Source organism: Pseudomonas aphyarum (assembly GCF_028657055.1).
Taxonomy (GTDB): domain Bacteria; phylum Pseudomonadota; class Gammaproteobacteria; order Pseudomonadales; family Pseudomonadaceae; genus Aquipseudomonas; species Aquipseudomonas aphyarum.
In genome coordinates this window covers 142,450-162,091 of sequence record NZ_JAMDGS010000002.1, presented here as the reverse complement: position 1 = coordinate 162,091, position 19,642 = coordinate 142,450, and the positions used below count along the sequence as shown (strand labels likewise).

Below are 19,642 nucleotides of genomic sequence, written 5' to 3'. Positions count from 1 at the left end.
TGCGCCGGAAGCCTTTTTTTGGTCAGTTCGCCAACCGTTCTACACTCAACGACTTCAACGATAGATTGCCCGACTGATACCACGTACGGACTTCGAGGTTTCTGATGAAGCTTTCGTCGACGTCCAGCTCGGTTTGAATCTTGACGTCATCGCCGGCTGTCAGGGGTTGCTTGGACAGCGTGACGGCCGTATCCCTGGAGTTGATCCCGATGATGTCGGTGTAGCCAAGATCGCTGCCATCGCCGGAAATCGTCAACTCCACTCGATACCTGCCCTTGGGCAGTTCGATATAGGGGCCGAAGGATATGAATCCGCTCGGTGTCAGCCCCTGTGCAGCAACCCGGTTGCCGTTTTGCACAGTACCGACCAGGCCTGCCAGTTCATCCCCGCTCCATATGAAGTGTTCACGGCAAGTACTGCCGGTATCGATTTTCAGATGATGGCATTGCACGTCAAACTTGTATTTGATCGTCGGCTGATCGACCCGCAGCAGCCAGCCCTGCCAGGAGAAGAAGGCCGTAATGCCCATCGCGAGCACGAAGGTTGCTGCATGCGGGCGGCGGCCATTGATGGCTGCGATGAATGGAATACAGAACAGGAACAGGCCGCCAGCCTTCATGTAGCCGGTGAAGTTCCAGATCACGGTCTCGCCAAAACACAGATACAACAGGCAGAGCGTGAGCGTGAAAGCCACGGTGGTATTGCTGACAATATTGCCCTGAAGTACCGATTGAACGGGACGAGTCTTTGCGATCGTCCAGATCGTCCAGGCCAGCAGGATCGTAAACAGCACCAGGCCTGTGCCCGCCATGTAGGAATCCCACCCGCTACCCATTTTCGGGTAGTGGCCTTGCAGGCCCGCAATCATGTGGGTCAGCAGATTCAGGAATGGCACGCCCAGAATCGAAGTGCCTTGCTCGGCCGGCGTCATGGTGAAATGAAGGCGGATGTAGGTGTGCCAGGCCACGAAGACAACAAGCGGGAAAAGCATGACGAGAAGTTCCGGAACCGGCCTGATCGACTTCCGTTTGATCAGGCGCTCCAGAACCTGCGCACCGAAGAAGAGCGCCGGGAACGCCACATAGGCTTCTCTGGACAGGCACGCGAACGTAATGGCGAGCGCGTAGATTCCGTACTTTTTCTGATAGGCCGAAATCATGCCGATGATCAGCAGCGCGTCGGCGGCGCCATCCGGTAATCCGTTCAGCAGCGTGATCTGTGTTCCCATGCCGACGGCCCAGGGAATGATCCAGTAGGCCGGCACGCCTTCCTTGATAAAGAATCGTGCTGCCACAGCCGTGCCAAGCAAGATCAACAGGAAATGCGTGAGGTAGTAGATGAAAGGACTCACCCAGTCCTGAAAGAGGGCCAGCGAAAGGATTTTCGACAACACCGGAATACCGACTCGCTGATAGCGATAGGCATCGGCGTCAATGTGCTCGGGGGTATCTTTGAGTCCCATCAAGTCATTGGCGATGTAGTAGTAAAACTGGCCGTCCCATCCCGAATTCCATTCATCCAGATAGAGCGGCGTAACCCCACGTTGTTTGATGTCTTCAGGCATGCCCCAGCGATCAGCCTGCATCAGGTAGTGATCGAAGTTGCCGTTCAGGGGGCCTTTCATATAGGTCGTCATGGTGTAGATGCTCACCATGGCGGTGAGTAGCACGCAGGCCAGGATGGACAGATATTGCTGACCTGTCAGCCGCTTACTTGACTTCATTTAAACCTCTTCTGTACTTCTCGGCATCCCAATCGATCAGTTCGGAAATCTGTGCATCGGTCAGTGTCGATAGCTGAGTGTCGTCGCTCAATCTTGTCATCACGTCGTAGTAACAAAGCAGTTGGGCGACTTTTGCCTTGTTCATTGTGTCGCGGGTGAATGTACCCAGGCCGCGAACGAATATGACGTCTGGCAGGTCGTTCATGTTGTCGAGGGCTGTCTTTGATTCTTCAAGAGACGCAAACAGCCATGGATGAGGGCCAAGAAAAACAATGTGATCCGGATAAAGCGCCCAGGCATTGCTCAGCCGGTCCGCCAGGTTGGGACTTATGGCGACTTCCTGCAGTTGCGCCGGGGCGGCAGGGGAGAACACAACGCCGTTGGCCAGAACCAGTGAGGCGCCGGGTGCTGTCGCTGGTGCGGCGCTAGCGGGGGCTGCGAAAAAACGGGTCAGGTAATCAAGGACTTCGCTGATGTCGGCAAGGGTGTCACCACCAATGATCACCCCGTGGTTTTTCAGGAACACCACGCGTGTGCTGGCCGTACCGTCGAGTTGGCTGGCAACCGCTTCCGCGAGTTCGGCGCCCGGCTTGCAGTATTCAACGGTTCGGGCGTTGAGTGACGGATCCAGCGCGGGGTAGTTCGCAAGGTCGAAGTCTTTGCGAACCAAGTGTGCAAGTACTTCAATTGCGTGCACATGGACCACGATGCGATGGGGCATCAAGGCATGCAGCAGCGTCTCGATCGAGGGTTTCAGTGGCGAGTTCGAGACCGCTCGCGGGGCGACGGCATAGTCTCCGTTCTTTAGCGACGTGGTCAGGTGATCGAGCTGGACGGGTACAAAAATGTCCTTCTCGCCTGCTTCGGCCAGCCACGTGCCCGAGGCCTTGATCCAGAGAACATCGTTCTCCTTCCAGGATACGTTCCCGCCAGCGCCCTGAACGAGTAGCCGGTCTTTACCGATTTCAGAGCAAAACTGGCGAACCGATTCATGCAAGCTCATTTTTCTCTCCAAGCCTGGCAATCAGGCGGCGCAGATCACGGAACTCTGTAAAGGCAGCATCGGGGGCATTTTCGTCAGTGCCCAGTGGCGTACCGGTGTGGATCTTTTGCAAGGTCACGGCGTTGATCTGTTCGCGTCCGCCGCGGATATCGTTGATCGGGTTATCGCCGATCATCCAAATGCAGTCGCCTTTGGGGCGCATTTTTTCCAGAGCGATTTCGAAGGGGGCCGCATGAGGTTTGTCGAAGCCCGCCTCTTCGCTGGTCACGATGTAATCGAAATAATGATCCAGCCCAAAATAGACCACTTTGCGAAACTGAATCTGGGCTGTCAGGTCGGTCACGATAGCGGTGGGGATGCCCAGCAGCCGCAAATCGTCCAGGAGGTCTTTGACCTCGTCGAACAGTACGGCATTGCTCAGGAACGTGCGCCAGTAGGTCTGTTCGAAATCAAGGGCCAGCAGTACCTGAGAGCCCAGCCCCATGATTTCGAGCATGCGTTGCAGGTACAGGAGGCGGCTATGGGATGACGCGGTGTGTTTCAGTCGGGTCTTTACTTGCTGGCGTGCCTCTTTGAAAGCGGCATCGAATACTTCCGGCTTGATGGAGAACGTACTGACCACTTTATCCCTGACGGCTTGCTGTGCCGCTGCATGTGCAGGGTCGTAGGGATACAGCGTGTTATCGGTGTCGAACAAAATGGCGTCGGGGAGGCGATCGAATCGCTCGGGTGCAAAAATCTTCACTATATGAACCGTTTTGTCAGTGCCTGGTTGATATGGGAGAGGGTAATCAGCTGCATTAACCCCATGACGCCGTCTTGCCATTGCGGCTTGAGATCGAGGAATTCGAAGATGCGCGGGCAGATCATCCGCGCTGCCATTTCGATATCCTGGGCCGATGTTTCGCCTTCTATGGTCAACTCGACTTCAGTCGCGTCGTTACGTGTAGCCATGTCGACATGCAGCCCGCAAACGCCGACCAGTACTCGGGTAAGCGAAAGTTCATTCAGGCCGTTGCGGGAACGCGCGACGATCTTGAAGTGCAGAGGGTGGTTTTTACCGGCCCCCTCCAGAATGCGCGGATGTATGGGTTGCAGAGACAGCACCAGGTCGGCATGGGCCGCTTGTGGCCGGATAAAGCGCGCCGAATCCGGCTCCCTGCGTGTGAAGGAAGCCAGCACTTTCTCTTCGGTATGCCCGCGCTGATGTACGTCGCGCTGAAGCTTGAAGTGACGTCTCAGGCTTTCGTCGATATCGAGGTAGACACTCAGGTTGTAGCACTCGCGAAGAATCGGCAGATAAAGCGCGTGCAAACCACTGGCAATGACGAAGTCGTTGCTCTGAATCATGAAAGGCCTGCTCATGCGGCCGGTTTGATGATCGTAGTGCCGGGAGTGAATATTCTTCGAGTCCGTCAATGCCACCAGGTCATTGGCGAAGCCTTCGAGGTCATTGGCCATCGGGTTCAGGTGGGTCATGACCTGCCACATGGGTTTCTGACGATCCCACAAATGGTAGTCATCACCGGAAAGGGTGGTGACCGAATGACTGCCGAACAGGCCTTTTATCGCATCCGAATACGTATCTTTGCCCGCACCGGAATCGCCGGCGACGCCAATGACGAACGGCTTGCGGCTGAGGCGGAAGTAATCGTTGCGGCTGACGGATTCTCGCCAGATGCGGATGGCCAGGACGATACCCGTCGCGACCATCGCGGTGTGGACCAGCGACGACAGTTTGCCGCCGAACAGCAAATGGCTGGTGGCTTGCGGTAGCCATGCGGCCTGCTCGACGATCAATCTGGCGTCCGGGGTTATCAGCAGAGCGCCCACCACATACAGCAGCGAGAAGATTGCCGTGATGGCGACCGCAATCCGGTTGCTGGCTGCCTGATAGGCAACCAGTGAAGGAATGGCCCAGATAAACCAGCCGGGAGACGCCGGCGTCATCAGGACAACAAGCAGGAACACCAGACCAAGCAAGGAGTGAAAGAGTTCAAAGTTCGGACGCTTGATCCGCCAGGCCGCATAAAGCATCAGCAGATAGGCGAGGGGCACCACATAAAGCAGCGATGAGTCGCCAATACTGAATGCGAGCTCGTAGACCTTCCCGATTTCGGGGTTGTTGATCAGCATGCTCACGCCTGCGCTGGACAACAGAAACGGCAGAACAGTGGCAAGGGTTCCTGCGCCCAGACCGATCAGCAAGCGTGGCAGGTGTTGGCGCAGCGGGCGATTGTGCTGCAGATAGATCAGGAAGAATGGAAGAGCCAGTATCATGCTCAGCTTGGCTGAAACCGCAGTGATGAATACCAGGCCCGAGAGGATCAGTCGCGCACGCTTGAAGAAGTAAAGCGATCCGGCCAGCAACAGAACGGGAATCAGGTCGTTGAATCCGAGTACGTAACTGCCGACTATCACGATTGGCGATAGCCAGTACACGGCAAGCAGCAGGCGATCCCGACCGGGAACGATTTTCCTGAGCACGGCCAGCAGCAGGATGTCTGCACCAATCAGCGTCGCGCCGTAGCCGAGCATCAGGGGGAGGGCGAGCGCCTTGCACACCAGAATGGCGGGCAGGAACGCCAGCCACATGACGTAACCATAAGGGAATGCCGTAATGGCGCCACCCAGGTCGAGCCAGGTGCCCCACGGGTTCAGTGTCAGCGTGTTGGTGCTGGTGTCCAGAAATGGCAGGTACCATTCGGTCACTGGTGCGGGGGTTACCCAGAGCACCAGTGCAAGGCGAAGAACCAGTCCGGTCAAAAAGGACGGCTGGCAGAAAAGCTTCATATTCATGCGTCTGCAGCCAACGTTTCCCAGAGGTCCGGTCGCTTGGTGCAAACGGCTTCGGCAACGATGTTGCGCTCGGCCAATAGCTTCGCCAGCAATGGAATTTCGGTTTCTGCGTTGCGTCCCTGAAGTTCGGGGGAAACCAGGCACAGTTTGAAGCCGGCATCCTGCAGCCGCCTGGCGTCATCATGGCTGAGCGGGAACTCGGTAAAGCAGTCGACCCAGACCCAGTCAACTTTGCCTGCCAGAGTCATGGCTGTTTCAATTGACTCGAACTCGGATACTCGAACGGCGCAGCGTCGCTCGCCGGCTTTGGACCACTTGATCAGGAACGGGAACGACTGATCAAGGAAAAAGTAATCTTCGATTCCCTTGTCTTTCATCAGCGCGATCAAGCGTGCTTCCAGACCTTCTTCCTTGACGTTCAGAATCAGGGTGCCGTGCCGGTAATCGGCAATCCACTCATCAAACGACTCGCCCGGTACGCAGGGGTCGTGGTGAATGATCAGTTGGTTGCCGCAGCTGCGGATGTCGACTTCAATTCCATACTTTCCATCGGTGGAGTTGAGTTCCTGACGGGTGTTGCGCCGATGCGAGATGAGCTTCATGTCCTTAGACTCTTCTTAAGTTGCAAACTGAAGTCGACAGTTCTGCGAATGAATTTTCTTTTGGCTGCCCAGTTCACGTTCCAGTGTGAAACGCCGTGGGCGCGCTCACCAAAATGTACGTCGAATCGATAGACCTTCAGCCCCTGAACGTGGGCCTGGTAATACGCATACAGATCCAGCGCGAAATCCGACGGGGCCGCCTGCCAGCGCTGGAAAAAAGCCCTGGAGAACAGGGTGGGCTGAGCGTTGATGTCCCACATCGGTTTGCCGAGCAGAATCGTTTCGAAAACACTCATTCCGAAGGTGAACACGACATCGGCCAGTGGCCGGCCGAACCGGCGCCCCTTTACAAAAATGTCGGGCCCGTGCTGGTCAAAGAACGCAAGGCCGCGCAATGCATCCATCGGATCGGTTTGCAGGTCTGCATGAGTCCAGCCGAGAATCTCGCCTTCAGCGGCGTTCAGGCCGCACAGAATGCCGTACCCGTAACCCTGATTGACGTCGACCCGGATACTTCTGCAACCCGGGTAGGACGGCAAGAGACGCTCCAGAACTTGCGGGCTGTCGTCGGTGGAACCATTGTCAACCAGGATCACCTCTACGCCAGGCTGTTCGATCAAGCCTTTGCAGCGCTCCAGCAGCAACGGCAAATTGGCCGACTCGTTGTAGCAGGGGATGATGAGCGAAAGCTTCATGATTTCTCCGTAAGGCCGCGAGCCTTGAACACGAACAACTTCATTCCGAGGAAGTTGAGAACGGCCGATACACCCGTGGCAACCAAAAATGCAAACGGGACCGCAATGGGCAGTGTGTTGAGCAATGCCAGGCACCCGGCGTTGGTCAGAACGTTTGCACCCAATGTGATTGCGTACAGCAGGATGAAGCGCCAGATGCTGCCGGGCACATGCTCCTGATGACCGAATGTCCATGCCTTGTTTGCAAAGTAGGCAAACAGTGTGCCGGTCAGAAAACCGACCGCCTTGGCCAGGTCGACAGTGATCCATCCGGTCCAGACCAGGCCACGATAGGTCAGGAAGTCGATCAGGACCGTCAGCGAGCCCACGACCAGAAAGACTGCAAGCTCACGCTTGATCATGCTGCTGCGCCGGGAAGTGCAGGTACTGTCGCCTGGTAGCGCGACTCAAGTTCTGCAATCGCGTCGCGTGGAATACGGCCATCGTTCTGCAGTCGATAAGGATGTCCTGCCCATTTGTGGAAACAGGACTGCCAGTATTCGAATGTGCGCAAGTCGTTCGGTGTTCCCCACGACAGGTAACTGTCAACTTCGAAGAGTTCACAGCGAAGGCCCGATTCGATGGCATCGTTGATCGTCGAATCAATATAAAACTCGCCATTGATACGGCCATCACGTTGAATCAAACGCGAGACCACCTGGCGGAAGTCTTCTGCGCGGCGGAATGTAAAGGTCCCGAGTACGATCGGATCCGTGGCCGGAGATTGCAATGGCGTTTTCACCGAGATACCGCGAATCCGACCGTTTTCAGCATCGATCCAGCCAAACATCTGAGGGTGACGAACGGCATTTGCATTCCCTCTGATACCCCAGACGATCACGTCCACTTCCGGATTGTCGATCAGGGCCTGAAAGGCTCGCTCATCATAAAGGGCGCCATTGTCGCAAGCGCCAAAAGTGACGGGGCCTTGCACATGAGTAACCGCTCGTTCCAGAGCCTCCAGTCCGAGCAGGGCGGTGCAAGCCTGGCCTTCAGTCACGTGTGCGATCGTTTCAATCACGGTTCCGGGGAACTCACGCTCAAGCTCTTTGGCAATTTCGGCATGCCCTGGCATGTCCTGGCGAAGAACGAAGACATGGTGCCCTGCTTTGGGCAAGTCTTCGGTGGCCTGGGTAACCATGGGTTTGCCTGATACCGGTATCAGCGGTTTGGTCAGTGCATATCCTTCTTTGGCAAAGCGCTGGCCCATTCCCGCCATAGGTATCACCAGCGTACCGGTCGGGGTAGCTTGGGCGCGTTGCAATGGGCGGTTCAGGGTTTTGAACGCCGCTGACCACCCGTTGTATTCCCGGACGTCATCCGGCGTGCCCCATTGCATGAAGTGCTGCAGTGGGTACACCGCGACAGGTTGTCCGTTCGCCAGAAGTGGTTTGTAAGCCAGGCTGACGTAGTATTCGCCACCGACGTTGAGTTGCTGCTCCATGGTGTTACGGAACGCTTCACTCATGGTCTTGCCCGAGTCGAAGTAGTAAGTCCCGCTGGACGCAAACTCTTCCATGCGATTGTCGGTGTAGGGCTGTTTCTCCTGGATGTCCTGCACCCAGCCCCGTGATTCACGGATGTAGGCGTAGTTGGTACTGCCGAGTGTATGGGGGTGAAAGCCCTTGTAGGCAGGAATGGCACCGACGCATGCAGTCGTCTTCACGAACTGCTTGAAGTGCTGCCAGTCCCAGTAACAGGTGAAGTCGCAATAGTTGACGATGACTGGCTTGTCGGGATTTATCAGGTGTTCCACCTGGCGCACGGCATGGATCGGCCCGAGTTTATGTGCAGGAATGCCAATTACCTGACCAGTCGGGCAGTAATGTTGCAGGATGGAAGCCATGTGGTAATCAGGATTATCAAGATGATCCTGATTGCAAATAAAAATGAAGTCCGTTTCATCGGGAAACATGTCAATGACATGCGCGATGATCGGCTTGCCGTCGATTTCGATCAGTGGCTTGGGCACCGTGTAACCGGCCCGACGGAAGCGCTCGCCGAAGCCTGACATTGGAATGATTATCTGCACAAAATACTCGTTTACGTACGGTGTTGACGTTAAAGTTGCGCACAGACAATGTGCCAACCGCGCGACCAATAGCAAAAAGGTGGCATTTTAGTCCGAAGCAGGCGGGGCGTCACCTTTTTTGCTGGTTGGGTTGGTCAATCTCGGACAGTCGTGCCAGATGCTCTGCCATCGGGTCCTGTATGTGTATCTGTGCCATTTCAGTCGGGTTGGCCGGCAGCGTTAAACATCCTGCAGAATGGGCTTGCTGAAGGCGCCATGATACTATTCGCACGTTTTATCGCTTCTGGACGATCCCCAGGTTCAGCGGCGCTTTCAGCTAAAGGCTGGAAGTGCCACCCATGGGGAAAGTTAAAGAAAGATCAGAGATTATTTACAATATTTGACACGCCATCGACTTTCTAAAAAAAGTTGCTTGGAGCGGTTACTCCAGTATTGAAATTTCGATGCCAAGAAAGCCTGTCGACTGGATGTCTAAAGAGTATCGAAATGAGTTCTAAGTTAGTTCTTGTAACCGGTGGTTCAGGCTTCGTTGGAAAGAGTCTGATTAAAGCCCTCTGTATGGATCAGCGGTACAGTCTGATTGCCTCGACGCGCCATCGGCCTGATCATTTTCCTGTCGGCGTGCGGTCTGCTTTCGTGCCGGAGCTCGACGGCGATACGGACTGGCAGTCTGCATTGGAAGGTGTCGATGCTGTTGTCCACCTGGCTGCGCGCGTACATGTCATGCACGAGTCGGATGCTGATCCGCTGATGGCGTTTCGCAAGGTGAATGTCGAAGGAACCTTGAACCTGGCCCGTCAAGCGGCGAGTGCCGGCGTCAAACGCTTCGTTTTTATCAGCTCGATCAAGGTCAACGGTGAGGGTACGCCCCGTGACAAACCGTATACCGCAGATGACGTTCCTGCTCCTGTCGATCCTTATGGCATATCCAAGCATGAGGCGGAGCAAGGTTTGCTCGCGCTTGCTGCGACGAGTGGTATGGAGGTCGTAATACTGAGGCCGGTTCTCGTCTATGGCCCGGGTGTCAAAGCCAATATGCTCAACATGATGCGCTGGCTTTCTCGGGGCGTTCCATTGCCCCTGGGCGCCATCGACAATCGCCGCAGCCTGGTCGCCATCGAAAATCTGCTCGATCTCATTGTGGTTTGTCTGGAGCATCCGGCTGCGGCCAACCAGATTTTCCTGGTGAGCGATGGTGAGGATGTTTCGACGACCGGGTTGCTGCGTCGTATGAGTGTCTGTCTGGGCCGACCTGCACGCCTTTTGCCCGTGCCTTCCGGGCTCTTGCGCTGTGTGACGTTTCTGTTGGGGAAGAGGGCGTTGAGTCAGCGCCTGTTGGGGTCGCTGCAGGTCGATATTGAAAAAAACTATCGTTTATTGGGTTGGTCTCCGCCAGTGACGCTGGATCAGGCGTTACTTTCCACCGCCCGGCACTTTCTGGAATCTGGTCAAGCATGAGTTTCTGGTGGCTTCTTCCGGCAGCAGGCGCTGCTTCTTTTATCCTCACGGCATGGCTGCGCCGATATGCACTGACACGCAGCCTGATGGATGTCCCCAATGCGCGCAGTTCGCACTCTGTGCCGACGCCGCGAGGCGGTGGGGTGGCCATTGTTGTGGTTTTTTCAGGCGTGCTTTGTGCCATGTATGCACAGTCGCTGGTTGCTTCGTCCGCATTCTTCGCCATCGCCGGGGCCGGCGTGCTGATTGCCGTCATTGGTTTCATGGACGACCACGGGCACATCGCTGCCCGCTGGCGTTTGTTGGGGCATTTTGCGGCGGCAATATGGTTGCTGTTCTGGATTGGTGGATTACCCGTTGTTGAAATCGGTGGAGGATCTTTCGATCTCGGCTGGTTGGGTCATGTACTGGCTGCGTTTTACCTGGTCTGGCTGCTCAACCTTTACAACTTCATGGATGGAATCGACGGCATTGCCAGCGTCGAGGCGATATGCGTTTGCCTTGGGGCCTGTGTCCTGTACTGGCTGAGTGGCACAACAGAGCTCTTTCGGGCCCCTTTATTGCTGGCTGTGTCGGTGGCAGGGTTCCTGTTCTGGAACTTCCCGCCCGCCAGGATTTTCATGGGTGATGCCGGAAGCGGTTTTCTGGGAATCGTCCTTGGAGGGCTTTCGCTGCAGGCGGCCTGGGTCTCTCCTGACCTGCTGTGGGGATGGCTGATTCTGCTCGGTGTCTTCATTGTCGATGCGACGTTTACCCTGATTCGCCGTCTGCTCAGAGGCGACAAGGTTTATGAGGCTCACCGAAGCCATGCCTATCAGTTCGCCTCCCGTCGGTTCGGCAAGCATTTGCCGGTGACTCTGGCGGTCGGTGCGATCAATTTGCTCTGGTTGTTGCCTATCGCCACAGGCGTTGTGCGGTTTGGCCTTAACTCTAGCCTGGGATTGATCCTTGCATACGTTCCGCTGGTTGCGCTGGCAGTGATATTCCGGGCCGGGGAGCTCGAAGCGCCGGTGAAGAATTGAGTCACAGTTCTGTTGTTTAGGATTAAAGTGGGTGGAATGCGCCTATTGAGTTTCACCACGCTGATGCGGCAGTTGATAGGAGAAGGCTGAGGTGTTTGAAGAATTCATGGATAGGATCAGATTGCGCCTTGTAGGGCTGCCCAGGCGCCAGAAGCGGCTGATTCAGGTCGGCACGGATATCATTCTGGTCTGGGTTGCCCTGTGGCTGGCGTTCATCGTGCGCTTGGGCATCGATGATATGTACAACCCTTTCAGGGTGCATTTCTGGCTGTTTGTTTGTGCGCCTGTCGTTGCGATCCCTCTTTTCATTCGCTTCGGTATGTATCGCGCCGTGATGCGCTATTTCGGCAACGATGCACTGATTGCGATCATCAAGGCCGTCACTCTCTCGTCGCTGATTCTGGCACTTGCCGTCTACTGGTACAGCAACCATGAAGCCGTGGTGCCGCGCTCCATTGTCTTCAACTACTGGTGGCTCAGCCTGGTGATCATTGGCGGCCTGCGTCTGTGCATGCGCCAATATTTCATGGGCGACTGGTTCAGTGCCTCCCAGCATGTACCGTTCACCAGTCGAGATGATGGCCTGACCAAAGTCGCCGTCTACGGTGCCGGTGTCGCGGGCAATCAGCTGGTTGCGGCGCTTCGCATGGGGCGGGTCATGCGTCCCGTGGCGTTTATCGATGATGATCCAAGCATCTCGGATCGTTCGATCGCCGGGCTGCAAGTCTATAAACCCAAACACATCCAGCAGATGATCGATGTAACCGGCGCGCAGGAAATCCTTCTGGCGCTGCCATCGTCGACCCGCGCGCGGCGCAGGGAAATTCTCACTATTCTGGAGCGTTTCCCCCTTCATATTCGCAGCGTTCCAAACTTCACAGACCTGGCCAGCGGTCGGGTGAAGGTCGAAGACATTCAGGAAGTCGACATTGCCGACCTGCTCGGCCGCGATTCTGTGCCTGCGCAACCAGACTTGCTCGAACGTTGTATCAAAGGCAAGACCGTGATGGTCACCGGCGCGGGCGGATCGATCGGTGCGGAACTCTGTCGGCAGATTTTCGAGTTGGGCCCGACCACGCTTTTGCTGTTCGAACACAGCGAGTTCAACCTGTACAGCATATTGTCGGAGCTGGAACAGAGGGCGAACAGAAAGTCCGTTCCTGTCCGGCTGCTGCCGATTCTGGGTTCCATTCGTCACCAGGACAAACTGCTGGATGTGATGAAAACCTGGGGCGTGGATACCGTCTACCACGCTGCTGCCTATAAACATGTGCCGATGGTCGAGCACAACATTGCCGAAGGCGTGCTCAACAACGTCATCGGGACTCTCAATACCGCACAGGCAGCATTGCAATCGGGTGTCTCCAACTTTGTACTGATTTCCACCGACAAGGCGGTACGCCCGACCAATGTCATGGGCAGTACCAAGCGCTTGGCCGAGCTGATCCTGCAAGCGTTGAGTCGGGAGATCGCCCCGGTGCTGTTTGGCGATAATGGCAACATCTCCCGGGTCAACAAGACGCGCTTCACCATGGTGCGGTTCGGCAATGTTCTGGGATCTTCCGGCTCGGTGATTCCGCTCTTCCACAGTCAGATCAAATCCGGTGGCCCATTGACAGTCACCCACCCGAAAATCACTCGCTATTTCATGACCATCCCCGAAGCGGCGCAACTGGTGATCCAGGCGGGCTCCATGGGGCAGGGTGGTGATGTGTTCGTTCTGGATATGGGCGAGCCGGTGAAGATCGTCGAACTCGCGGAGAAAATGATTCATCTGTCCGGTTTCAGCGTTCGTTCTGAAACGAATCAGCAGGGTGATATCGCCATCGAGTTCACCGGATTGCGTCCCGGTGAGAAGCTTTACGAGGAGCTGCTGATCGGCGACAACGTATCGGCGACCCAACATCCGATGATCATGAGTGCCAACGAAGATCATCTGCCTTGGGACGTATTGAAAGGCCGGTTGAAGGAATTGCTGAGCGCTGTCGACCAGGACGATTACGCCCGGGTGCGTCAGCTTTTGCGAAAAACCGTCAGCGGCTACACCCCGGATGGCGATATCGTCGACTGGATTCACCAGCAGCGCCATCTGGATACCTGATTGTTTCACATTCTGTAACGGAAGCATTTTTGACTTGCCCCCATCCTCGCCTAAGTTTGAAGAGCAGCTTCGGAAAAGCTGCTTTCTAAAACGATGATGGAGCGTCACTTATGCGTACCGGATATTTCTACTCCCTGATTTTTGCCTTGCTGACCAGCGCCTCGATTGCCGCCATTGCTGCGCCTTTGGCTTCTCCCGAAGCGAACAAGGCACCCGTGGTGATGGGCGCGTCAGCCACTTCTGAAAATCAAAAGGTCGATCTGAACGGTGCCGACGCGGCCACTCTGCAAAAGGAGTTGGCAGGTGTGGGCGAGGCCAAGGCGAAAGCGATTGTTGCTTATCGTGAAACAAACGGGCCGTTTGCATCCGTGGATGAATTGCTGGAAGTGAAAGGCATCGGCAAGGCGATTCTGGATCGCAATCGCGACAAGCTGGAAGTGAACTAAGCTGATTGTTCAACGCCAAGGGGCCGGTCATTGACCGGCCCTTTTTGCTTCCCGCCTTCTTCAAGCGTCGCAGGAGGGCGACAGCCTTTCCGTCGGAAAATAGAAAATTACGGCTATCATATTGGTTTGAGATTATGCCTATAATAATTTCAGTCGCCACTGAAGCCCTCTGCTTTTCAGCGGTCGCTCATTCTTCACGCATTCCAGGAGTATCGTCATGAATTCCCCGAAATCCCAAGGCACGGCGCTGGTCACTGGCGCTTCTTCCGGCATCGGTGCCGTGTATGCCGAGCGATTGGCGGCACGTGGTTTTGATCTGTTGCTGGTGGCTCGCGATCAGGAGCGTCTGGAGTCCGCGGCCAGCAAACTGCGGGACGCGCACGGCGTTCAGGTCGAAGTGCTGAAGGCCGACCTGACGCAAAAGGATGAAGTGCTCAAGCTTGAACAACGTCTGCGCAGCGATTCCAGCATCAGCCTGCTGGTCAACAATGCGGGGGTGGCAGTCAATGGCTTGCTGGCCAACGCCGATCCCGAGGTGCTGGAGCAACTGATCCAATTGAACGTCACCACGCTGACCCGGCTGGCAGCCGCAGCCGCCTCGGCGTTCACCCGCGCCGGGCGCGGCACGATCATCAACATTGCGTCGGTGGTCGCGTTGTTCCCCGAGCGTTTCAATGCTACCTACAGCGCCAGCAAGGCTTACGTTCTGAGCCTGACCCAATCGCTCAATACCGAACTGGAAGGCACCGGGGTCAAGGTGCAGGCGGTATTGCCCGGTGTGACCCGCACCGAAATCTGGGAGCGCTCCGGTTTCGATGCCAGCGGCATTCCGGCGGAAATGGTCATGGAAGCCGGCGAGATGGTCGATGCCGCACTGTCTGGTCTGGATCAGGGCGAACTGGTCACGATTCCTTCGCTGCCCGATGCAGGCGAGTGGCAAGCCTTCGTCGCCGCCCGTCATGTGATGGCGCCCAACCTGTCCCACAGTTCGGCGGCCAGCCGTTACAAGTAAAAGACTTTTGAGTCACGAGAGGTCAACCCGATATGGATCAGCGTCGAGTAGTTGTCACGGGTATGGGCCTGGTATCGCCCTTGGGAAGCGGCGTCGAAGTCGTCTGGCAGCGCTTGCTGGCCGGGCGTTCGGGATTGCGAAACCTGCCGGAAGCGGTAATTGCCGATCTACCGACCCGGGTCGGTGGCGTGGTGCCGACAATGGAGGAGGACGCCGAAGCGGGTTTCGATCCGGATCGCGCCACGCCGCCCAAAGAACAGAAGAAAATGGATCGTTTCATTCTGTTCGCGATGGAGGCTGCACGGCAGGCGCTTGAACAGGCCGGCTGGCACCCGATCGAGCCCCATGCTCAGGAGCGCACCGCGACCATCATCGGCTCCGGTGTCGGCGGCTTCGGTGCGATTGCCGATGCGGTGCGCACCACCGACAGCCGAGGCCCGCGACGCTTGTCGCCGTTCACCATTCCCTCGTTTCTGGTCAACCTGGCGGCGGGGCATGTCTCGATCCAGCATGGTCTGAAGGGCCCGCTCGGTGCGCCGGTCACCGCGTGTGCCGCCGGTGTGCAGGCGATCGGTGACGCCGCTCGATTGATTCGTGCCGGTGAGGCTGACATCGCGGTGTGCGGCGGTGCCGAGGCATCAATTGATCGAGTCAGCCTCGCCGGCTTCGCGGCGGCGCGGGCTTTGTCCAGTGGCTACAACGACACACCTGAGCGCGCCTCGCGTCCGTTCGACAGCGGACGTGACGGTTTTGTGATGGGCGAAGGCGCCGGACTGTTGGTGATCGAGTCGCTGGAGCACGCACTGGCGCGCGGCGCGCAGCCGTTGGTCGAACTGGTCGGCTACGGCACCAGCGCCGACGCCTATCACCTGACCGCCGGGCCGGAAGACGGCAGCGGTGCAAGGCGCGCAATGCAACTGGCGCTGAACCAGGCTGGTATCACGCCGGATCAGGTACAGCATCTAAACGCGCATGCGACTTCCACTCCGGTGGGCGACCTCGGTGAACTGGCGGCGATCAAGTCTGTGTTTGGCGCGCAAAACGCAATCGCCGTGACCTCGACCAAATCCGCAACCGGCCACCTGCTCGGCGCTGCGGGAGGTCTGGAAGCGATCTTCACGTTGTTGGCGATTCGCGATCAAATCGTTCCGCCAACCCTCAACCTGGAAAATTCCGATCCGGCCAGCGAAGGCGTGGACATCGTCCACGGTCAGGCGCGGTCGATGCCGATCGAGTATGCGTTGTCCAACGGGTTCGGTTTCGGCGGGGTCAATGCCAGCGTGCTGTTCAAGCGCTGGCAGGCTTAGTCTTCCGAGCGCTTGAGGTGTTCGCGGGTGACGTCGAGGATCTGCTGCGCAAATTCAGGATCCGCGACACTGCGTGACAGCAGGAGCGCCCCGGCCAGCGTCGCCATGATGACGATGCTGCGCTCGGCGGCGTTCTCGCCTTCAAGGGTGCCTTCGATCTGGTCCAGACGAGCCTTGAGCACTTCATCGCTGGTCGGACTCGGCTGGCCGCGCAGTCCAAGTTCCGACGAAATGGTCAGCAGCGGGCAACCTTCATGAGGAGAAGTCTGGTGCCATTCGGAGAGGTACGTATCGATGAAGGCTTCCAGTGGTTTTTCCTGGGCGAACAGCTCCTCGCACAAGCCCGCAACCTGATCGCCAGCCGCTTGCAGGGCTTTTTCAACCAGCTCGTCCTTCGATTTGAAATGCGAATAAAAGCCGCCATGGGTCAGGCCCAGCGCCTTCATCAAAGGTTGCAGACCGGTCGCACCAATGCCGTCCTTGCGAAACCGCTCGGACGCTTCCTTGATAATGCGCTGATGGGTCTGGGCTTTATGATCCTGCGAGTAACGCATTTAAACTCTCCGCAACAAGATCGCCATCTTAACCAATGCAAATTGAATGGTGACTGTACTTCTACTTCTAAATAAACGGCCGGTGACTCCGACATGTTCGTAACAGCCATCCACGGTTGGCACGGATAGTGGTTGCAGCTTGCAAAGTTGCCATCACTTGAGGAGCAGGAGAATCATGTACAAAGACTACCCGGCCGCCTATCAGGTCAGCAAAGGCTCGGCGTTACAGGTCAATACACCTTTCTACGAACGGATTCGCGACCGCAAGGACGGGCGCACGCTGATCGAACAATTCGAAGTGCCGATCCGCACCGGTCGCGCCTGGCATGTTCCGGCAGGGCATGTGTTTCGTGTCACCACACCGGTCGGGCCCCAGGTGGGCGATTTCAATGTGTGGAACGCACACGATCCGCGCGAACGGATGTGGGCGGCACGCACCCGGCAACTGCAGGGTGCGCATGTCAGCACCCATGACCGTCTCTGGTCGAACCTGCCTTTTCTGCGTCCGCTGGTGACCATCACCGATGACAGCCTGGCCGACTATGGCATCGATGAGCACGGCGGGCGCCTGCACGATTTGCTCGGCACGCGCTGCGATCCCTATGTGAACAAAATGCTCACTGGCGAGGATTTTCATCATCACTGCCATTCCAACCTGACCCGCGCCGTGTTGCCCCATGGCCTGACCGAGTTCGATGTGCATGATGTGTTGAACATTTTTCAGTGCACCGGCCTGAATCACGATGACCTGTATTTCATGAAGGCCTGCCCGGCGCAGAAGGGCGATTACCTGGAGTTCTTCGCCGAAATCGACTTGCTGTGTGCGTTGTCGACCTGCCCGGGTGGTGATCTGTCATTGGCGATGTGGGGGCCGGATGCGCAGGATCCGCTGACCGTGTGCCGCCCGCTCGGTGTGGAAATCTATCGTCTGGACGATGAATTGCTCGAAGGCTGGAGCCAGCCGGAACGTGCGGCGTACAAAGGCCTGCATGGCTTGCACATCGCCAAGGCCGACTGGGAACAGTAATCGCCACAAAAAACAAACCCCGCCGATTCAGGCGGGGTTTTTCGTTCAGCGGTCCTGCGCGTCCTTGATGTCCGCTTCGGCATTGCGTTCAGCGACGCGCTTGCGTTGTTCATCGGTCAGTTCGACCTTGTTGGCGGTGTCACGCAACATCATCAGACCGCCGACGATCGAGCCGATTGCAACGACCAGAATCAACCAGGCATACCAGGGCATAACGGCTCTCCTTAAAGGCAGGTCGACGGGCGAGGGTTTCGCCGTGCAACGCTGCATACCACTTTGAGCGAAGTGCATTCGCAGTGGTTCCATTCTAGGCCGGTTATGCCCGTCGCGGTTTACAGTCCGGTGAGCATGGCATCTGCCGGGGCGTTGGCGCGCAACTGGCCGGTCAGCAGGAAGTAGCCGAAACCGACCGCCATGAAGCCGAGGAAGATCAGCCCGATCAGCGCATTGAACCAAGCCATTGCCACCAGGCACACCACGGCCAGCACCAATGCAATCAGCGGAATCAGCGGATAGCACGGCGCGCGGAAGGTGCGTTCCAGATTCGGTTCGGATTTGCGCAGTTTGAACAGGCTGAGCATGCTCATGATGTACATCACGATCGCTCCGAACACCGCCATGGTGATCATCGCGGCGGTGAGGGTCATGCCGCCGAGATTGATCAGGCCGTCACTGTAGATCGCCGCGATACCGATCACGCCGCCGGCGATGATGGCGCGGTGCGGGGTCTGGAAGCGCGACAGTTTCGCCAGCGAGGCGGGCAGGTAACCGGCACGCGCGAGGGCGAAGAACTGCCGCGAGTAGCCAAGAATGATCCCGTGGAAACTCGCTACCAGCCCGAACAGGCCGATCCACACCAGCATGTGCAGCCAGCCGGAATTGTCGCCGACCACGGTTTTCATTGCCTGAGGCAGCGGGTCGTTGATGTTCGACAGGGTGCGCCAGTCACCGACGCCACCGGCGAAGAACATCACGCCCATGGCCAGCAACACCAGGGTCAGAATGCCGCTGATGTAGGCCTTGGGAATCGTGCGTTTCGGATCCTTGGCTTCTTCGGCCGCCATGGCTGCGCCTTCGATGGCGAGGAAGAACCAGATCGCGAACGGAATCGCCGCGAACATCCCGGCAATCGCCGGAGCACCGAATATATCCGAGCCGGCCCAGCCATTGAGCGCGAAGTTGCTGAAGCTGAAGGCTGGCGCGACCACGCCCATGAACACCAGCAACTCGGCGACGGCCAGGACGCAGACGATCAACTCGAAGGTCGCGGCCAGTTTCACACCGAGAATGTTCAGACCCATGAAGACGATGTACGCACCGACCGCCGCGTGTTTCGGATCGAGCGCCGGAAACTGCACGTTCAGGTACGCGCCAATCGCCAAGGCAATTGCCGGCGGAGCGAAGACGAATTCGATCAGCGTCGCCAGGCCGGCGATCAATCCGCCTTTTTCACCGAAGGCGCGGCGACTGTAGGCAAACGGCCCGCCCGCGTGGGGGATCGCCGTGGTCAGTTCGGTGAAGCTGAAGATGAAGCAGGTGTACATGGTCGCGACCATGAACGAGGTCACCAGGAAACCCAGTGTTCCCGCGACGCCCCAGCCATAACTCCAGCCGAAATACTCCCCGGAAATCACCAGCCCCACCGCAATGCCCCACAGGTGCAACGTGCCCAGCGTGGGTTTGAGTTGTGTGTTCATGCGTTTGCTCCCTGAACGGTTTGGAAAGCTCGGGGAAGGGCGTGTGCAGTGGGCGTGCCATTTTGTATTGGCGGGTCGTAAAGGGCTGAAAGCTGTCGTATCGGGGATGTTCGCGGCTCGATAGC

General features: G+C 57.2%; 18 protein-coding genes. 7 read left to right on the top strand and 11 right to left on the bottom strand.

The window, feature by feature from the left end; genetic code table 11:
• Positions 1-22: 22 nt before the first annotated feature.
• The 8 genes from M5G18_RS02430 to M5G18_RS02395 are packed head-to-tail and all read right to left on the bottom strand — an operon-like array spanning position 23 to position 8,893.
• The gene (locus M5G18_RS02430) at positions 23-1,723 is read right to left on the bottom strand and encodes a hypothetical protein (protein WP_273898484.1); all 1,701 of its coding nucleotides are present in this window, start codon (positions 1,721-1,723) and stop codon (positions 23-25) included.
• Positions 1,710-2,726, bottom strand: a complete 1,017-nt coding sequence (locus tag M5G18_RS02425) for a class II aldolase/adducin family protein (RefSeq protein ID WP_273898483.1) — start codon at positions 2,724-2,726, stop codon at positions 1,710-1,712. Before M5G18_RS02425 ends, M5G18_RS02430 begins: the two co-directional genes overlap by 14 nt.
• Positions 2,713-3,471 (bottom strand): HAD family hydrolase, encoded by a 759-nt coding sequence (locus tag M5G18_RS02420; protein ID WP_273898482.1) that lies wholly within the window; start codon positions 3,469-3,471, stop codon positions 2,713-2,715. The genes M5G18_RS02425 and M5G18_RS02420 overlap by 14 nt, the downstream gene beginning before the upstream one ends.
• On the bottom strand, positions 3,471-5,525 hold the full coding sequence (locus M5G18_RS02415; RefSeq protein WP_273898481.1) for a hypothetical protein: 2,055 nt from the start codon (positions 5,523-5,525) through the stop codon (positions 3,471-3,473). Before M5G18_RS02415 ends, M5G18_RS02420 begins: the two co-directional genes overlap by 1 nt.
• Positions 5,522-6,127, bottom strand: a complete 606-nt coding sequence (locus M5G18_RS02410) for a phosphatidylinositol-specific phospholipase C/glycerophosphodiester phosphodiesterase family protein (protein ID WP_273898480.1) — start codon at positions 6,125-6,127, stop codon at positions 5,522-5,524. The genes M5G18_RS02415 and M5G18_RS02410 overlap by 4 nt, the downstream gene beginning before the upstream one ends.
• A complete protein-coding gene (locus tag M5G18_RS02405; protein ID WP_273898479.1) occupies positions 6,124-6,822 on the bottom strand; it encodes a glycosyltransferase family 2 protein in 699 nt (232 codons plus the stop codon). The genes M5G18_RS02410 and M5G18_RS02405 overlap by 4 nt, the downstream gene beginning before the upstream one ends.
• Positions 6,819-7,223 carry a GtrA family protein gene (locus M5G18_RS02400; RefSeq protein WP_273898478.1) on the bottom strand — a complete coding sequence of 135 codons (405 nt, stop codon included), beginning with the start codon at positions 7,221-7,223 and terminating at the stop codon, positions 6,819-6,821. Before M5G18_RS02400 ends, M5G18_RS02405 begins: the two co-directional genes overlap by 4 nt.
• Complete coding sequence (locus M5G18_RS02395; RefSeq protein WP_273898477.1) at positions 7,220-8,893, bottom strand: NTP transferase domain-containing protein; 1,674 nt, start codon at positions 8,891-8,893, stop codon at positions 7,220-7,222. Before M5G18_RS02395 ends, M5G18_RS02400 begins: the two co-directional genes overlap by 4 nt.
• Before the next feature lie 486 nt (positions 8,894-9,379).
• On the opposite strand from M5G18_RS02395, the gene M5G18_RS02390 reads away from it, so the two are divergent.
• The 6 genes from M5G18_RS02390 to fabF all read left to right on the top strand — a co-directional run bounded on the left by M5G18_RS02390 (position 9,380) and on the right by fabF (position 16,239).
• Positions 9,380-10,351, top strand: coding sequence for a UDP-glucose 4-epimerase family protein (locus tag M5G18_RS02390; RefSeq protein WP_273898476.1), 972 nt, complete (start codon positions 9,380-9,382; stop codon positions 10,349-10,351).
• A complete protein-coding gene (locus M5G18_RS02385) occupies positions 10,348-11,373 on the top strand; it encodes an MraY family glycosyltransferase (protein WP_273898475.1) in 1,026 nt (341 codons plus the stop codon). Before M5G18_RS02390 ends, M5G18_RS02385 begins: the two co-directional genes overlap by 4 nt.
• Before the next feature lie 106 nt (positions 11,374-11,479).
• Positions 11,480-13,474 carry a polysaccharide biosynthesis protein gene (locus M5G18_RS02380; protein ID WP_273898474.1) on the top strand — a complete coding sequence of 665 codons (1,995 nt, stop codon included), beginning with the start codon at positions 11,480-11,482 and terminating at the stop codon, positions 13,472-13,474.
• Between the two features lie 110 nt (positions 13,475-13,584).
• Positions 13,585-13,920, top strand: coding sequence for a ComEA family DNA-binding protein (locus M5G18_RS02375; protein ID WP_273898473.1), 336 nt, complete (start codon positions 13,585-13,587; stop codon positions 13,918-13,920).
• 217 nt (positions 13,921-14,137) lie between these two features.
• Positions 14,138-14,932, top strand: a complete 795-nt coding sequence (locus M5G18_RS02370; RefSeq protein WP_085607194.1) for an SDR family NAD(P)-dependent oxidoreductase — start codon at positions 14,138-14,140, stop codon at positions 14,930-14,932.
• 32 nt (positions 14,933-14,964) lie between these two features.
• Complete coding sequence (fabF, locus tag M5G18_RS02365; protein ID WP_273898472.1) at positions 14,965-16,239, top strand: beta-ketoacyl-ACP synthase II; 1,275 nt, start codon at positions 14,965-14,967, stop codon at positions 16,237-16,239.
• On the opposite strand, the gene M5G18_RS02360 is transcribed toward fabF, so the two are convergent.
• Positions 16,236-16,793: a TetR/AcrR family transcriptional regulator gene (locus M5G18_RS02360; protein ID WP_007950936.1), complete on the bottom strand. Its 558-nt coding sequence runs from the start codon at positions 16,791-16,793 to the stop codon at positions 16,236-16,238. The two genes, fabF and M5G18_RS02360, sit on opposite strands and share 4 nt — an antisense overlap.
• A gap of 175 nt (positions 16,794-16,968) precedes the next feature.
• Between M5G18_RS02360 and M5G18_RS02355 the strand changes: the two genes are divergently transcribed.
• Positions 16,969-17,820 (top strand): urea carboxylase-associated family protein, encoded by an 852-nt coding sequence (locus M5G18_RS02355; RefSeq protein ID WP_273898471.1) that lies wholly within the window; start codon positions 16,969-16,971, stop codon positions 17,818-17,820.
• 45 nt (positions 17,821-17,865) lie between these two features.
• On the opposite strand, the gene M5G18_RS02350 is transcribed toward M5G18_RS02355, so the two are convergent.
• A complete protein-coding gene (locus M5G18_RS02350; protein WP_007950938.1) occupies positions 17,866-18,033 on the bottom strand; it encodes a DUF2897 family protein in 168 nt (55 codons plus the stop codon).
• A gap of 119 nt (positions 18,034-18,152) precedes the next feature.
• Complete coding sequence (eat, locus tag M5G18_RS02345) at positions 18,153-19,517, bottom strand: ethanolamine permease (RefSeq protein ID WP_085607188.1); 1,365 nt, start codon at positions 19,515-19,517, stop codon at positions 18,153-18,155.
• Between the last annotated feature and the right edge of the window lie 125 nt (positions 19,518-19,642).